The sequence below is a fragment of the Peptoniphilus grossensis ph5 genome (genome assembly GCF_000311825.1).
GTDB classification, from domain to species: Bacteria; Bacillota; Clostridia; order Tissierellales; family Peptoniphilaceae; genus Peptoniphilus_A; species Peptoniphilus_A hominis.
The window spans coordinates 231861-248256 of record NZ_HE978568.1; the positions used below are offsets into that span (position 1 = coordinate 231861).

Sequence of the window (16396 nt, forward strand, 5' to 3'; positions counted from 1 at the left end):
TTATTCACGTTCTAATAAATGTTTATAATAATCAAGTATATATTCGCAGAAATCATTTATTTCTTCTTCACTATCAATAGAAACATTATATATACAATCAACTTTTGCATCTTCTAATTCACCATTAAGATTAATTTCATGATCTTTTATAGATGCAAATGATAGCCCGATTACTTTCATTCTAAAAGATTTCGCAAAATTAGGAGGATAAGTTCTTTTCTTTTGACAAAGGTTTGATATGAAAATAATTAGATTAGCGTCTTGTTGTGTTGAAATAATGTTAATTCTTCTCCATGGGCTTTCTATATAACTACCAGGTATGTCAATTGTATTTTTTCTATATATGATATTTGAGGTTTTCTTATCTCTATTCTCTCCGTTTAATTTATTTGAAATCAACCTTTTTCCTATAAACTCTGGTCCCACAAGCATAATTCTTTTTCTTTTCAAGTTTTTGTAACCTCACAAACGGTATAACCTAAAATATCTTTAAGCTTCGAATTGACTGTTTGTAATGAAACTTCTACAGCTTCAACATCACCTGAAATAACAACTGAACCAGTAAATCTATCTAAAAAACTTATTTCAACATTTGCCGCTTTTGACGCTATATCGGCAGCAATCATAGCGGTCTCAAAAGGAGATAAGGTTAAAATCCCTATAGCTCCAAAATCCTCAATTCCTAAATTTTCATAAATTTGTTTAACTGGTGAAGAGATGACATGTGCAACTGTTACTTGCTTTCCTGGAACCGACTCTTGTACAATCCTTGGTTCATTAAAAGAATCTAACATTTATAATCACCTCTATAATATAATTAGTAATTTAAAGGTGCATCTGCTATTGAAAGAACAGCGTCTCCAAATGCGTTACAAGCAGCCTCACAAGCTGATTGAGTTCCTGTTACTAGAGCAAAACCACAGTTAGTATTTGTAGGAGGTCCTACAAACTTAACTAGTTCCACATCAGCAGCTTTAATTGCTGCATCTAGTGCATAAGTAAACTCAAGTGGAGCAGCCACGAAATAAGCTAGCGATTCGCCTTCTTTGACATTTGCCATTTCAGAAAGGTAACTTCCAGTTCTGCTTATACAATGAGCAAAATACCAAATTGAATCATCATCATTACAACTAATAAATCTTGGACCATCTTCATAAAATTCTTCAATAGTTTTCATACCACTTCTTACTTCAGAAGGATCTGGACCAGAAATAATTCCAATGATTTCGCCTTGAAGCTTACTTGAAGCATGACCAGCTCCACAATACATAGTATCCCCATAAGCAACAGAGACATTTGCCTTTTTAGTAGCTTCATCCATTGCTATATATCCAACATCATCATTATCGCCTGAAAATATTCCAATGCTTGTATGGCCTTCAGGTAAATTTAATTTTTTTACCATATCAGGATTAACATTGGACACAATTCTCATACTTAATACTTCACACGGAATCTTATCGTATTTCATATTGTTACCCTCACCTTTCAAATTTTCTGATTGGTTCTAGAACTCTCCACTTGCAATCTAAATATTTTGGAAAGAAAACTAAATCACCTTTACTAAATTCAATCCATTCGCCATCACAACAAACTTCAGCACGTCCATAATCAATCAATACAGTTTCATCACTGTCATAAGTATAATCAAATTCACAAATATCACTTTCCCATGTTTTTTGCGTCGACATAAATTTTATTTCAGCATCACATGGTTTCCTAACTAATATTTTCACAATAACAACCTCCCATAATGCTTAATTTTTTGAGGCATCCATATTCTTAGTCAAAAACATAGCTACTATTATCGCTAAAATCCCGCCAATTAATTTAGTTGCTATTAACGCACCTATAAAGTCAGGCATATTAGCTGAAGCATAAGCCAAATGATCACCTAATGCAAAAGCAGCTGGAACCATAAAAGCCATTGCCATAGTTTTTCCTCTTGAGTCCATATCTTTAACCATAGCAAGCATTGGCAAACTATTAGCAACACATGCAATAATACCAGCCATAGCTATTTCATTCACGCCAAGAACACTACCAAACTTAGATAGTGGTTTATTAAATGTTCTCGTAATAAAATCAACAAAAGGATAAGCTCCTGCTAATGTAATCCCAATTATTCCAACTGTTTCTAGTTGAGGTCCTATTGGGGCCATTCCTTTTATTACTTCAACACCTGTTAAAGCTTGAAAAATTGCAACTGCTAAGGATAAATAAACTATAACAGTAATAAATAGAGCAAATTTTTGGAAACCTTTCATTAGTTTTTCTGGTATTGCCACTAAACCTATTGATAAAAGGATAGATAATACAATAGCAGGTATAAGGTTTTTTATAATAGTTAATACCTCAAGTCCCATCATTATTCCTCCAATAAATGATGCTATTGGTATAACAATTATCCCACACATTACACCCTTTGCTAAATATGGGTGATCTTCTTTTTCTATAATCCCCAAAGCTACTGGTATAGCAAATGTGATACAAACACCCATCATACTTGCGTATAATCCTCCTGAAAATACTGCAATATCAGGATTGTTTGTAAGTTCTTGAGCCAATGGATATCCACCCATGTCAATAGCTAAAAGAGAACCAGCTAACATTGACGGATCAGCACCAATAGCCCTAAATCCAGGAGATACAATTGGAGATAAAATTTTTCCTAAAACAGGAGCTAAACACATAAGACCAACCATTGAAGTGGCCATAACTCCCATAGCTTCCATTCCTTCGTCAAATTTACTTCCAAATCCAAGCCTATTTTTCAAGATAACTCTATCTATTGCCGCAATTAAAGCAAATATAGCCATAATAAACATTATAATTTTGCTAATCATACTACTCTCCTATTTGTCTTTATATATGGCTTTCAATTATTGTACAATTCCTCTTTCTTGCAAAATCCTTTGCACTCGTTAATCCTTCTCCTGTAACGTTTGCAATTGTAAAACTTGCCATATCATCTCCATTAAATCCGATCGCTGACAAACTTGATCCATTCTTAACTAAAATAGAAGTTCTTAGTCTTTTATCCGTTTTTTCTAGTCTAGAAATCATTTGAGAGTGAATAATCACAGTATGTTTTAATCCTTGTTCTATAAAATTAGCAACATTGAGTGCTTCTTCAAAATCTGAAACAAAAACCAAAGGAACAACAGGAAGTAAAAGCTCTTCGGTAACCAAAGGGCTTGTTTCTTTAGACTCAATAACTATTAAATCATAGTCTCTTCTTCTATCAATCTTTGCTGCATCGAGAATTTCATTTGCACTCTTACCTTCAAATTTTCGATTCATTTTTTCTTCATCATTTAAAATGATATTTCTTATAACGTTACACTCGCTATCACTATCTATATAGTAAACTCCATTTAGTTCAAGTTGGTTTATAAACTCGTCTTTAATTTTATCAACCACAACTATATTCTTTTCAGTAATGCAAAGAATATTATTATCAAATGAAGCACCTTCAACTATACATTTAACAGCTCTTGAAATATCAGCTGTTTCATCAACGATACAAACTGGGTTTGCTTCTCCACCAGCAATAACTCTTTTAGGAGTCTTTAATGAGGCTGATTTCATAGCTCTTCCACCCGTAGTGACAACTAGATCTACATCAGGATGATTCATAACTTCTTCCGCTACAGATTTATTAGTTTGTTCCAAAACTTCTACAAGATTATTTATCCTTATGGTTTTGTATATAATGTCATTAATTAAATCACCTACATATTTAGAACATTCATTAGCTCTAGGGTGAGGGATGTTAATTATCGAATTTCCAGCGGCAAGCATCCCTATACAATTATTAATTAAAGTTGCACACGGATTATTGCTTGGATGAACAGAACATACCACTCCATAAGGTAAGTATTCAGTTATTGTTCTTGAAACATCGGATGATAATGTAGTAGTATATAAATCTTCTATTCCTGGAGTTTTCATAATAGAAAGTAGTATTTTTTCAACCTTATCTTGAAGTTTTCCCATACCAGTTTCTTCTAGCTCCATTTTAGCTATATCTAAGGCCCTGTCCTTCAATCCAGCTCTAATAGCCTTTATAACTTCGGTACGGGCAATTATAGGAAGTTCATTATAATTATGAAATGCCTCTAATGAAAGAGAAATAACTTTTTCCACAACATTATCATTTGTTAATGTTTTATAATTTTTTTCACTCATTGATTCTCTCCTTATTGATAATCAAAGGTTATTCCCTTTTCTTCAGCCTTATCTAGTGCTAGTAGTGTTACTATATCACCCTTATTAATAATAATATTTGAATCTGTTTGCATTTTATCAATGTCTGTTGCTGTTATTAGTTTTTTTTCATTTTTATTATATTTATAATCCAACTTATTATTTTCTTTAGTCAAGTTTTTCCAGTTAAAATCTATACCATATTGTTTTAAAATATCTTTGTATTTTTCAATCCTGTTTTTAAATGAGATAGGAGATACTTCAGTATAAAGTATCTCTTTCTCTCTTATAAAAACCTTATTTCCGTTCTTTATGGCCTCGATCATCCACTTACTTTCGTAGTCATCAGGAATCAACAGTGCACACTTTGACAACAAATTTAGTGATAAATCTAAAAACAATACAGATCCATTTTTATCAAGTGTTTTCAAATCACTTCGGTTGATTACTAGATTATTCCCAGCAATCTTTGAAATCTCTTGGCTTTTATATTCATAATTAATAAATAAAAGTTTATATTTTTTCTCTAAGTTTTCAAAGAACGAAATTAACTCATCAGATGAAAATTCATCAAATTTATTTGGTATAAATATATATAATTTAGGAAAGGAATTGCTTTTTTCTTTGTTGTCTAATATTTCTAGGATAACCTTACGAATAAGATTATCTAGTTCTATATTATTCATACATTTCCTCCCTTAATAGATAATTATTCTACTGATGGTAATATATTTTCTACTTCGTTGTGAGGTCTTGGTATTACGTGTACAGAAACAAGTTCACCAATTCTTTGTGCTGTAGCTGCACCTGCGTCAGTAGCTGCTTTAACTGCACCTACATCTCCTCTTACCATAACAGTTACAAGTCCTCCACCAACTTTTTCATAACCAATTAGAGTTACGTTTGCAGCTTTAACCATTGCATCAGCTGCTTCTATTGATGCTACTAATCCTTTAGTTTCAATCATTCCAAGTGCATTTAAGTTCATTATTATCCTCCTTAATTTAACCACCGATTTGACATTTCAAACCATTAGATTCAACAATATCTTTAAATTTTGATGCATCTTCTTTTTTTAATGGTTTAGCAATGTCACTCATTCTATAATCTCTGTCTAAAAGTCCATATTTATTTTCTCCATATACGTGATATGGAAGAATATGAATTGTATCAACATCATTTAGACTTTTTGCATAATCACAAATCCTTTCGAACTCCTCTTTGTTTGCATTAACATTAGGAATAGTAGGGACTCTTATTATTACATCGGTAATTTCTGATATTCTCCTCGCATTCTTATGAATGAGATCTAATCCTGTTCCCACATATTTCTTATGGACATCTTCAAAAGTAGATTTGCAATCTAATAAAGCTAAATCCAAATATTTAAATACAGACTCGACTGCATCTTCACTGCCATATCCTGTAGTTTCCATTGCTGTGTGCCAACCTTGAGCTTTACATGCTTTAAGAAGTTCTGTTGCAAACTTCCATTGAACAAGTGGTTCTCCGCCAGACAATGTTATTCCTCCCCCAGATTCTCTATAAATAATAGTATCTTTTTTTAGTATTGTGATGACTTCTTCAACAGTCATAACCTCACCTTTAAGAACCAGAGATCCAGTTGGACAAATATCTGCGCAATCTCCACACCCCACACATTTATCTCTATTTACTAAACCTGGGTTGTTTTTATTTATTGCGTCATATTTGCAAATTTTTGCACACTTCCCACATTTAATACAAGTTGACTCATCATACATTACCTCCGCTTTCCTGTTTTGAGATTCTGGATTTGAACACCAATAGCACGAAAGCGGACAACCTTTTAAAAAAACTATCGTTCTTATTCCAGGCCCGTCATTGATGGAAAAACGTTGTATGTTAAAAACAACTCCTGTTTCTTTATAATTAATTGATACCATCTAAACCTCCTGAAACTTAAATCAGACTAATCAAAATTCCATTTCAGTACGTGCAATAATGTTATCTTGTACTTCCTTAGCAAGTCCTATAAATTGAGCACTGTATCCAGCAACACGAATTACTAAATCTTTATGTTTTTCTGGGTGTTTTTGTGCGTCAATTAAAGTATCTCTGTCGATACAGTTAAATTGAATATGCATACCCTTTCTTGCGAAGTATCCTCTTACTAGAGATGCTAAATTCATAAGTCCCTTATCTCCTGCTAATGCACCTGGCGAAAACTTCATGTTATAAAGTGTTCCGTTACTTGCTAAAGCATGGTCTAACTTAGATACTGAGTTTGCTGCTGCTGTTGGTCCAAGTCTATCGAATCCAGCTCTTGGTGATACACCATCAGCTAGAGGTTCTTTTGCAAGTCTTCCTGTAGGAAGTGGTCCAACGTCTTTTCCGTATAATACGTTAGCAGATACTGGGTACATACCAGCTTGGAATCTACCGCCACGAGCGTTTCTATGTTTTTCTACTTGTTCACAATAAATTCTACCTGCAATGTGGCTAAATTGGTCGACTTCATCATTGTCATTACCAAAAGCTTCAGTGTTTCTTAATATTCTAAGCATTTCTTCGTATCTTGGGTTATTAGATTTAGCTGTTGTTTCATTTGAGCTAATAGAGTTTCTAAAGTTAGAAAGATTTGAAGAAGATCCACCTAATATTTCTTTTACTCTTTGATAAATTAGGTCTTCTGCATTATTTGAGTTAAAGTCGACTCCAGAAACATCAACTGTTGCACCATTAGCATTACCAGATGCAATAGAAAGTTCAGTAGAGCCAATATTAGGAACTGGATATCCAAAGTTGTTTTCTAGAGCATCTTTCAATTCTTTAACAGTCATCTTCTTGTCTTTGAATACATTTTTGTAAATACAATATAGAGAGTCTCCAGCATCAACTACACCAACGCCTTGTGGACCTGAGAAGTTAAACTTAGCTCCACCTTGTTGAACTGATTTACCTTTTTCCATACAGCCTTCAATAAGAGCTGATTCAAATGGAAGTGGTACTAAATCTCCGTGTGCTGTATCTATACAGTTGTCAGATTCAACCATCTTTCCAACGAAGTATTCCATTTGTTTATCAAATGCTTCAATGAAATCATCAATTGAAGTAAATGTATCAATTTCTCCAGTCTTAGGTCCGAGTTGTTTTCCGTTATAGCTGCGTCCATTATTTAGAGTAACATCAAGAACGTGTGCAACGTTAAATGCAGCTGCATCATGCCATCCGTCATATTGGTGAGCAATATCAGGTTCTACACAACCAGATGGTGTATATGTTCTAGCGAGTTTTAGAGGGATTCCTCTGTTAACCATAGCTGGAATAATTACTTCGTCATTGAATAAGTTAGGCATACCATAACCTAATCTGATAACTTCACAAGCTCTATATAAGAATTCATCAGGAGTTTGGTTTCCAATACGGCATCCTACTGATGGCATTGGTAGACCAACGTGTGCTAATGCATCTAAACACATGTAACTAATGTCATTTGTTAAATCTCTTCCATCTTCATCAGTTCCACCTAGCGCTAAAAGTTCGAACATTTGATATCCTGCAAAAGCTTGAGCTGATACATCATCACGTACTTTATTTTTGTCGTTGAATTTAACGAATAAACAATCTAGTAATTCTTGTGCGAATTCTTTATCAATGCTTGAATCTTTTTCATAGAATGGATAAATATATCTATCAAAAGGTCCTGGTGAATAACTATGAGCATTAGTTTCAATGTTAATTAATAGATGTACAAACCAGAATGATTGTAGTGCTTCCCAGAATGTAGTTGCTGGGTTTTCTGGAACCTTATAGCAGTTTTTAGAGATTTGAAGTAATTCTTCTCTACGTTTAGGATCTCTTTCTTGATCTGCCATTTCTTTTGCTTTTGCACCATATCTATGAGCAAAATTAATTGCTGCTGTATAAGTAATAATTATGGATTTATAAAATTGTCTCTTTTTAATAGCATCAGGATCATCTACATCTAAATTATCAAGAGCTTCAACAGCATCCTTTAATATTCCTTTAAACCCTTCTTTTAAGACTTTTTCATAATTACAACAAACGTGTCCAACACCAGCAAATTGATAGTTACCAACATTAAACATTGCGTAATCTTGACAATCTAGAGCTTCTTGTGACATAAGTGATGTAGCATAATCACTCATTGTTTTACCTTTCCATTTTTTAACAAGTTCTCTAACTACATCTTTGTCTTCTTCACGAATAGCAAACCTGTCACAAAGTCTAGTTTCAACTGTGTCTAATTCAGGTTCTAGCCATTCAAGTGAGTATTCTGGAAATAGTTCGGAAGATCTAATGGACTTACAAGGGGCACCTACGATTAATTCGTCATCCCTGATTGTGATGTGCATGTGATTAAATAGGTGTTCATTAACCTTTGCACGTCTTAGAATAGTAGGTTCACCTTCTGTTTGTTCATAGATATCAGTTACTAGAAGTGCTCTTTCTACTTCAATCATTGGCATAGCGTCTAATACCGCATTTTTTAATCTCTTAACTCTTTCTGTTGGCTCTTTAAAGCCTTTACCAATTAAAGCATCAGTCATTTGTAATCCTCCTTAACATAAATTAAATTTTTCTAACTACATGCTATGTAGAAACTTGCTATTATTCTCGAGCAATAATAGTCACATTCGCTTATAAGCTGGAGAGTAATCCTAAGGTTAAGTGTCTACTTTAACCTAGTAAATTAATCACCTTATACAGTAATTATATGGCTGTCATTTTTTTTATGTCAAGCGTTTTCTTAGTTTATTCTAAATTTATTTCATTAAAATCTATACCCTATAATTATAGTATAATATTTATTTTAAACCATTTTTAAATTATTGTATTTTAAAAGTGCAACATTTTGTTAAGTATAATAGGAAATCGTTTCTTTATTCATTGGTAATTTTTTACTATAAATATGTTGTAAACTTAAAAAAGTTCCTTGCTTACCTATGTATTATTAATTATTATCGTACATGAAAATCATTATATTTATCTTGTCATAATACTCTTTTCTTGATTCTTTGTTTCTTAACTAAACTATTATTAGACAAACACCCTGAGTCATTTTAAGTTCAATTTATATAATTTTAAAAATATCTAATCTATACTGTTTTTCTATATTTATAGTTAAAATTTATGCCGAGCCTCTATATGTAAAAACAATAATAGCAACAAGCTATTATAGGATAGTTTATAAAAAAGGGGCTGTTGCAAAAGTCCCATAATAGAAAAAGACGAGGAAACATAAAAATCCTCGTCTTTTTTTGATACAATGTATTTATGAAAACTGTTAAAAATACATCATCATTAACTAACTATACACTATTTAATGATACAATTCAACTAAGATAAAACTTTAATACAGAAATATATATTCAAAATGATGTTAAAATAAGGCTTGTAAAAAATATAATTGAAAGGTTAAACTTAACGGAACTAAGAAAAGTCTATTCATCATTTGGAAGGAAAGCTGCTGTAAATCCAGTAACCATGCTAGAAATAATAATATACTGCTATTCAGAAGGAATATTTACATCAAGAGAAATAGAAAAATCATGCAAGTATGATTTAAGAATAAGATACCTACTAGATGGAAGCAAAGCACCAGACCGCTCTACCATTAACAGATTCAGACAAAAAATACTAGAGCTAACACCAGATATACTAAATCAAATGGTCCAAATACTGATAGAAGAAAATCAGATAGACCTATCAATTATCTATATAGATGGAACAAAGATAGAAGCCTATGCCAACAGATATAGTTTTGTATGGCGAGGAAGTATAGAAAAGTGGCAAGAAAAATTAACAGAAAGAATAAAAGAAGAACTAGGATTAAGTAAAAGTCTAATTCCAGACCAAGTAATTCAAGCAGTAACAACAATCTTTAATCAATTGAGAAAATATTGCAAAGAGGAAAAAATAAAATTTGTTTACGGAAAATGAAAAAGAAAAACAAAAGAACAAAGGGACTATGAACTATTAAAAGATTGGAAAGAAAAACTAGAAAGCTACAAGAAACATCTAGAAATAATGGGAGACTACAGAAACTCCTACTCAAAAACAGACCATGACGCAACCTTCATTAGGATGAAAGAAGACCACATGAAAAATGGTCAACTAAAACCAACCTACAACATTCAGCTGGCAAGTGCATCAGGCTGCATCATAGGAGAAAACATATCCCACCACCCATCTGATATGTACACCCTAAAACCATTCTTGGGCAAATTACTAGAAAACTATGAAGGAAAACTAGAAAAAATAGTAGCAGATGCAGGATACGAAAGTGAAGAAAACTATGTATTCTTAGCAGAAAATAAATTAACATCATACATAAAACCATCAAACTATGAAAAGTCGAAAACACGAAAATATAAAAAAGAACAAGAATTTAGAGAAAGCTTAAAATACGATGAAAGGCAAGACAAATACATATCACAAGAAGGAAAAGTCTTTGTAAGATGTAAAGATAGGTACGATACTAAGAAAAGTGGTTATGTTAGTATAACAAAAGTCTACAGATGTTTCGACTGGAACAAAGAAGGACAAAAAACCAAGGGAATCTACATATCAGAAACATTTCAAAAATATAGAGAAGAATCCCTAAAAAACATAACATCCGATCAAGGATTAGAAGAAAGAATAAATAGATCAATTCAAGCCGAAGGAGCATTTTCCAAAATAAAGTCAGGCTTAAACTACAACAGATTCCACCACAGAGGAAAAGAAAATATAATAAGTGAAATATGTCTCTTATCGATAGGGCTAAACCTAAATAAACTGGCATCAAAAATAGAAAATAAGAACTTAGAAATCATAAAATACAAAGCTGCTTAAGGAAAAAATATTCATAATAGCAAGCTTTATTAAGTGCACCCATTTTTATAGGGAACAGCATAAAATTATCTAGAAAATATTTTAAAAGCAAAAAATACAATGGCTAAACTTAAATACTTGATAAAAAAAAGATGTTGCAGAGTAGAATCATCTATTCTGCAACATCACCTTATTTTTTTCTGTTCTTATTTTTATAATTTCAAGAATAAATAAAATTATTATTCCAATAAAAAATCCAAGAGGGCTAAAGGTCTCTAAGCTAAGAGGAAGATTTCCACCTATAGTTGTTGGACCCATGACTATGGCATAGAGAGATCCAACCATCATACCTATGATGAGATAGATCATCTTGTCCCTGGTCCTCCTCATCCTATCTCTTATGACTCTAATGGACATAAAAATTCCAAATAAAATGCCAAGAGACATGACAAAAAGTGGCAGAGTTTTTTCAAAATTAAAGCGAAGGACTTCCCCAACAGCTTCAACTACAGGTATGTAAACTCCAGCTATTAGTAAAATAGATGAGCCAGATATGCCAGGTAGGACCATGACAGAAATTGCCAGAGCCCCTGCCAAGAATAAATAAAAGTACTCAAAGATGTTGGGCTCTATTAAATCAAAATTTCCAATGAGCCTGCTCTTGCCACGAAAATAAACTAAGAAGGCAACTACAAGAATTCCAATAAAAATAAAATAAAAATCTTCTTTGTGCTTTTTTAAAATTTCCCTTTCGCTATTTATTACAAAGGGAAGAGACATAATAGTCAGTCCCAAAAAAACTGATGACATAAAATAAATTTCACTTTGAAATAATTCTGACAGGAAAAAAATACTCAAAAGGAGTCCAAAGACCCAGCCCAGACCAAGCTTTAGGAGATAAAAAAAGGCGGGCTTTCTCTTATTTTTCTCTCCCTCAAAAAAGAGGTGGAGAGCTTCTATAAATTTATCATAAAATCCAAGTATGAAAGCAATAGTGCCGCCGCTCACTCCAGGAATGGAGTCGGCAAGAGCCATAATCATACCGTGAAAAATATCAATTAACATAATTCCTCCAGTCCTTTTATGATAACACTTAATTTTTAAAAATAATAAAATCCTGGAAAATTTTACAAATATTTAATAATTTTTATTATTAGTAAATTTTTTATATTTTGTGGCAATATGCTATAATGAAATCAATTAAAATATATTTATATCTTCTAGAGAAAACTATTTAAGCTTAATTCCAAAAAGGAGGAAAAATGAATTACAAAAAAATTATCGAGGACTTAGTTTGTGCAGCACTTGGCGTTATACTTGTAACTTGGACAAAGGATCCTTTTTTAAGTTTTTTTATCTTTTTAATCCTCATTGTCCTTTACAAATTAATTAGAGCTTATTTTTCTAAATAATCTAACTTTCTACATAAAAAATCCACTACACAAGTAGTGGAAAATTTATATAACTTATAGGACTTCTCTGTCTTCTCCTATTTCATCATAAATGCCTTCGATACTATCTAAGTAAATATCAGAAAGTCTTGCAATATAGTTTGGTCCCACTATAACAGCCGCAATTGCTGCAACTATTAGGGCAATAAAGGATACTGTCAAAATCTCTGGCATAGACTTTGCAGGAATTATCATGACAAGTGCCACAATCGAAGAAATAATTGTAACCTTAAATATTTTTACGCCCATGACAAAAGTTTCAGAAAATAACTTAAAGCCTGCCTTTGTAATAAGTTTTAAGCAAGTAAAAAAGGGAAGGTCCCTATATCTCTCATCAGCCATGACAAAATTTGAATAGGCAAAAATAAGTGAAAGAAATACTGTTACTAAAATAAATAAAAGTGAAGCTAATAAAATCCCTCTCATGCCAGCATCAGTTAATACAGCCCCAGTTCCTGATGTTAGAGCTGAAAATAAAAGTGCAACAGAACTTATTAGACCAATTAAAATATTCATCAAGAAGACTTTTCCCGTAATTGTCTTTATTCCTCTAAAATATTCACTGAAGCTTCCTTCTCTATTGTACAAAAGTCCTCTACAGATTATGTAATTAATGATCCAAGCAAATATAGTTCCAATTATAGCAAGATTTCCGTCATAAATTCTTTCAAAAACTCTCGCTATAATTCCACCTAAAATCATTAAAAGGATAACTGAACCGTAATTAAATTTTCTCATTGTGACCTCCTATCTATGTCTGTTTTTATTTTAACACAAAAGATATTTTTAAAAAACTTATTTATATTGGGCCTTGCTTTGGGTATATAAATAAAAAAATAAAATAAAGGAGGAAGTATGAAAAATATAAGTATAAATGAACCTGTTGCAAGTCTTGTGGAAAAATATCCTGACTTGAAAAATATCTTAAAGGATATTGGTTTTAGTGAAATTACAAATCCCTTGGCACTTTCTAGTGTCGGAAAAATTGTTTCAATAAAAAAGGGAGCTGGAATGAAAAATATTGACCTCGACATAATTAGGGAAAAATTGCAGGAAGGGGGCTTTAATCTCATTGAAGACCAAGATCCTCAAGATAATCCTTCAGATGAAGGCAAGAGGCTTGAGCTTTTAAAGTCCTATATTGAAAGAGTTTCCAAGGGCGAGGACCTGGAGGCTGTTAGAAGTGACTTTGTTAAAAATTTTAAGGATGTTTCTTCAAAGGAAATTGTTGCGGCAGAAGAAAGCCTAATAAAAAGTGGTCTTCCCCTTGAAAAGGTTCAAAAACTTTGCGACATCCACTCTGCCCTCTTCCACGAAAGCAATATTATAGACGAGAGCCAAAAGGACCTTGAAAAAATCCCTGGCCATCCCCTAAATATTTTAAGCCTAGAAAATAAAAAAATTAAGTCCTTGGCTGATGGGGTTAAGGAAGGTGAAGACAAGCTAAAAAAGATAAGTGACCTTTTAAAAATAAATTCTCACTATGGAAAAAAGGCTGGACTCATCTACCCTCTTTTGAAGACAAAGTACAAGATAAGTGGTCCAAGTGATGTAATGTGGGCTGTTGATGACGAGATAAGAAGGGACCTATCAAAGATTATTAAGGCAAATTCTTATAACCAAGAGGACCTCAATAAAATTTTAGACAGGGTTTATGAAATGATTTATAAGGAAGAAAGTATCCTATTCCCACTTTTAAAGGAAAACTTCACAGAGGAAGAGTGGAATAAAATCTATGGTGACCTTGGGGAGTATGGACTAGACCTAGTGGGTGAGCTTCCTCTTTGGAAGGACTACAAGCCTAAAGAAATTTCCCCAAAAGAAAAAATTTCTTCTGGAAGCCTAGACTTTGAAACTGGAAGTTTAAAGCTAAATGAGGCCATGCAAATCCTAAGGACCCTTGATGCCGAGCTTACCTTTATAGATAAGGATGACTTGGTTAGATTTTATTCTGAGGGGGAAGACAAGATTTTCCCTAGACCTAAGTCCTGTTTAAATAGGGATGTAACTTCTTGCCACCCTCCAAAGGTTGTGCCAATGGTTAAGTCCTTGCTTGATGATTTTAAAAACAAGAGGAAGGACCGTCTGGTGGTGTGCAGGAATATTAAGGGTAAGAAAATTCTTGTTAAGTATCTTGCAGTCTATGAGGATGGGGAATATATAGGCACCCTAGAAACAGTTGAAGACATAAGCCAATACTAAAGAGATTAAAAAAAAGCCACTATGAAAGTGACTTTTTATTTTTATAAATCTTCTTCAACGGTATTGGAATAAATCCTCTCATTGTTTTCTTCATAAATATCAGCTAGGCTTGCACGAAATCTTGGTGTTAAGAGGAAAAAGGCGATAGCAGCAATTCCACCAAATATAAATGTAAAAATAAGTGCTGCTGGACTTTTAAGAGATAAAATTCCTGTGACAAGGGCTATGGCTCCTGTCAGCAAGGAAATCTTATAGACTCTCACTCCTGCCATAAAACTTTCCTTAAATAATTTTAAACCTGTCCTTAAAATGAGCATAAAAGTGTCAAAAAATGGAAGGTCCCTGTATCTCTCATCTGCCATAAAAAAGTTCACATAGGCAAAAAGAAGAGATAAAAGAATTGTTATTAGTATAATTAAAACTATTGCGATTATAAGAACTCTTGTATTATTTATTGCAAAAGGCGTAAATAAAAATCCTGCTCCTGATATAAGTAGGGCAAACATAAGTAAGATGACAGTTATAACTCCCACTAAGATGTTCATTAAAAATGCCTTGCCTGTAATAGTTTTTATTCCCATAAAATATTCAGAAAAACTTCCCTCTCTCGTGTAAAGAAGTCCCCTGCAAATTATGTAGTCAGAAATAAAAGTGACAAAGCCTCCAAGAATTGACAAGTTGCCGTCAAAAATATTTTGCAAGATTCCAACAATTATTGCATTGGCTATAAGTATTAAGATAATAGAGCCGTAATTGTACTTTCTCATAATGACCTCCTATCTATGTCTGTTTTTATTTTATCACAAAATATATTTATAAAAAACTTATTTATATTAAGTAGAATTTTGGGTATATAATAAAGGAAATATAATAAAGGAGGAAGACATGAAGAAAATATTAGGAGCTCTAGTGGCAAACTTTTTGTCCTTTTACATATTAGACATGATATTTGAAAATATTTATTTCTCAAAACCAAGTGCCTTTATAGCAATGGCAATAATTTTCTCACTAGTTAACCTTACAATAAAACCAATACTAAAAGTTTTATCCCTTCCAATAACAATAGTAACCCTTGGACTATTTTCCTTGGTTATTAACGCAGTGGTCCTTGAAATTGCCTTTAACCTTGTGAGGTCTGCATCTATTGGAAGCTTTGGCACAGCCTTTTGGGCAAGTATAGTTTTGAGTTTTATTAATAGCACTATAAGAGAAATAATGAGTAAAAACTTTAAGTAAAATTTCATAAAGAAAAAATGCCGCAGTTATGAAAAGTCACTGCGGCACTTTTAATTAACGGTATTTTAAAACTTCTGTAGCAAGCTCAAGCATTTCAATGGCAACATTGAAGTTTTCGCCAAAAAGATCAAAGACAGCATCTTCAGAAAGAACTCCACAAGGAAGGTCCTCTGGAATTTCGCCCCTGTCATATCTTTCCAAGTCTTCAAAATAAGTTTCAGAAGAATAATAATCGCTGAGCTTTTTGTATTCCTCTTGATGAGCCTCAAATCTTTCAATGGCAGCTCTCAAATTCTCAATTACATCATTGTGGTCATTTAAAATCTTTTCCATTTCACTAATTCTTTTAATAGGATCCATAATATCCTCCTTATAATTAATTACATAAATCTTTATACCCTTATTATAAAAAATAAATTGCAAAAGAAAAAGATAGGACTTTCATCCTATCTCTTATGAGGTTTGGTTTTTCGATTCTA

19 protein-coding genes are annotated in these 16396 nt (G+C 32.6%); 5 read left to right on the forward strand and 14 right to left on the reverse strand.

What is annotated here, in order from left to right; all coding sequences use genetic code 11:
* The 10 genes from HGPG_RS10000 to HGPG_RS08370 are packed head-to-tail and all read right to left on the reverse strand — an operon-like array spanning nt 1 to nt 8762.
* On the reverse strand, nt 1–450 hold the full coding sequence (locus HGPG_RS10000; protein WP_019125620.1) for a EutP/PduV family microcompartment system protein: 450 nt from the start codon (nt 448–450) through the stop codon (nt 1–3).
* Nucleotides 447–794, reverse strand: coding sequence for an ethanolamine utilization microcompartment protein EutS (gene eutS, locus HGPG_RS08330; protein WP_019125621.1), 348 nt, complete (start codon nt 792–794; stop codon nt 447–449). Before eutS ends, HGPG_RS10000 begins: the two co-directional genes overlap by 4 nt.
* A 23-nt stretch (nt 795–817) precedes the next feature.
* Entirely contained in the window at nt 818–1471 is a 654-nt protein-coding gene (eutL, locus tag HGPG_RS08335; protein ID WP_019125622.1) for an ethanolamine utilization microcompartment protein EutL, read from the reverse strand.
* 10 nt (nt 1472–1481) lie between these two features.
* A complete protein-coding gene (locus HGPG_RS08340; RefSeq protein WP_019125623.1) occupies nt 1482–1736 on the reverse strand; it encodes a cupin domain-containing protein in 255 nt (84 codons plus the stop codon).
* A 21-nt stretch (nt 1737–1757) separates the two neighbouring features.
* Nucleotides 1758–2846 (reverse strand): ethanolamine utilization protein EutH, encoded by a 1089-nt coding sequence (locus HGPG_RS08345; RefSeq protein ID WP_019125624.1) that lies wholly within the window; start codon nt 2844–2846, stop codon nt 1758–1760.
* Between the two features lie 19 nt (nt 2847–2865).
* On the reverse strand, nt 2866–4191 hold the full coding sequence (locus HGPG_RS08350; protein WP_019125625.1) for an aldehyde dehydrogenase: 1326 nt from the start codon (nt 4189–4191) through the stop codon (nt 2866–2868).
* 11 nt (nt 4192–4202) lie between these two features.
* Nucleotides 4203–4895: a hypothetical protein gene (locus HGPG_RS08355; protein WP_019125626.1), complete on the reverse strand. Its 693-nt coding sequence runs from the start codon at nt 4893–4895 to the stop codon at nt 4203–4205.
* A 23-nt stretch (nt 4896–4918) separates the two neighbouring features.
* The gene (gene eutM, locus HGPG_RS08360; protein WP_019125627.1) at nt 4919–5197 is read right to left on the reverse strand and encodes an ethanolamine utilization microcompartment protein EutM; all 279 of its coding nucleotides are present in this window, start codon (nt 5195–5197) and stop codon (nt 4919–4921) included.
* A gap of 16 nt (nt 5198–5213) precedes the next feature.
* Nucleotides 5214–6134, reverse strand: coding sequence for a glycyl-radical enzyme activating protein (locus HGPG_RS08365; RefSeq protein WP_019125628.1), 921 nt, complete (start codon nt 6132–6134; stop codon nt 5214–5216).
* A 30-nt stretch (nt 6135–6164) separates the two neighbouring features.
* Complete coding sequence (locus HGPG_RS08370; protein ID WP_019125629.1) at nt 6165–8762, reverse strand: glycyl radical protein; 2598 nt, start codon at nt 8760–8762, stop codon at nt 6165–6167.
* Between the two features lie 820 nt (nt 8763–9582).
* Here HGPG_RS08370 and HGPG_RS10405 point away from each other — a divergent pair.
* Both HGPG_RS10405 and HGPG_RS10410 read left to right on the forward strand, forming a co-directional pair.
* Nucleotides 9583–10155, forward strand: a complete 573-nt coding sequence (locus tag HGPG_RS10405; RefSeq protein ID WP_483466568.1) for a transposase — start codon at nt 9583–9585, stop codon at nt 10153–10155.
* An 87-nt stretch (nt 10156–10242) separates the two neighbouring features.
* Nucleotides 10243–11049, forward strand: coding sequence for a transposase (locus tag HGPG_RS10410; RefSeq protein WP_019125631.1), 807 nt, complete (start codon nt 10243–10245; stop codon nt 11047–11049).
* A 147-nt stretch (nt 11050–11196) separates the two neighbouring features.
* Here the strand turns inward: HGPG_RS10410 and HGPG_RS08380 are convergent, their stop codons facing one another.
* Entirely contained in the window at nt 11197–12093 is an 897-nt protein-coding gene (locus tag HGPG_RS08380; protein ID WP_019125632.1) for a DUF368 domain-containing protein, read from the reverse strand.
* Nucleotides 12094–12290: 197 nt separating this feature from the next.
* On the opposite strand from HGPG_RS08380, the gene HGPG_RS10270 reads away from it, so the two are divergent.
* Complete coding sequence (locus HGPG_RS10270) at nt 12291–12440, forward strand: hypothetical protein (protein WP_019125633.1); 150 nt, start codon at nt 12291–12293, stop codon at nt 12438–12440.
* Nucleotides 12441–12494: 54 nt separating this feature from the next.
* Here HGPG_RS10270 and HGPG_RS08385 read toward each other — a convergent pair whose 3' ends face one another.
* On the reverse strand, nt 12495–13217 hold the full coding sequence (locus HGPG_RS08385) for a hypothetical protein (protein ID WP_019125634.1): 723 nt from the start codon (nt 13215–13217) through the stop codon (nt 12495–12497).
* A 117-nt stretch (nt 13218–13334) separates the two neighbouring features.
* On the opposite strand from HGPG_RS08385, the gene HGPG_RS08390 reads away from it, so the two are divergent.
* Nucleotides 13335–14681 carry a DUF438 domain-containing protein gene (locus HGPG_RS08390; RefSeq protein ID WP_019125635.1) on the forward strand — a complete coding sequence of 449 codons (1347 nt, stop codon included), beginning with the start codon at nt 13335–13337 and terminating at the stop codon, nt 14679–14681.
* Nucleotides 14682–14722: 41 nt separating this feature from the next.
* Here HGPG_RS08390 and HGPG_RS08395 read toward each other — a convergent pair whose 3' ends face one another.
* Entirely contained in the window at nt 14723–15448 is a 726-nt protein-coding gene (locus tag HGPG_RS08395) for a hypothetical protein (RefSeq protein ID WP_019125636.1), read from the reverse strand.
* Between the two features lie 118 nt (nt 15449–15566).
* Between HGPG_RS08395 and HGPG_RS08400 the strand changes: the two genes are divergently transcribed.
* The gene (locus tag HGPG_RS08400) at nt 15567–15917 is read left to right on the forward strand and encodes a phage holin family protein (RefSeq protein WP_019125637.1); all 351 of its coding nucleotides are present in this window, start codon (nt 15567–15569) and stop codon (nt 15915–15917) included.
* 54 nt (nt 15918–15971) lie between these two features.
* Here the strand turns inward: HGPG_RS08400 and HGPG_RS08405 are convergent, their stop codons facing one another.
* Nucleotides 15972–16277: a DUF4298 domain-containing protein gene (locus HGPG_RS08405; protein WP_019125638.1), complete on the reverse strand. Its 306-nt coding sequence runs from the start codon at nt 16275–16277 to the stop codon at nt 15972–15974.
* Nucleotides 16278–16396 lie beyond the last annotated feature (119 nt).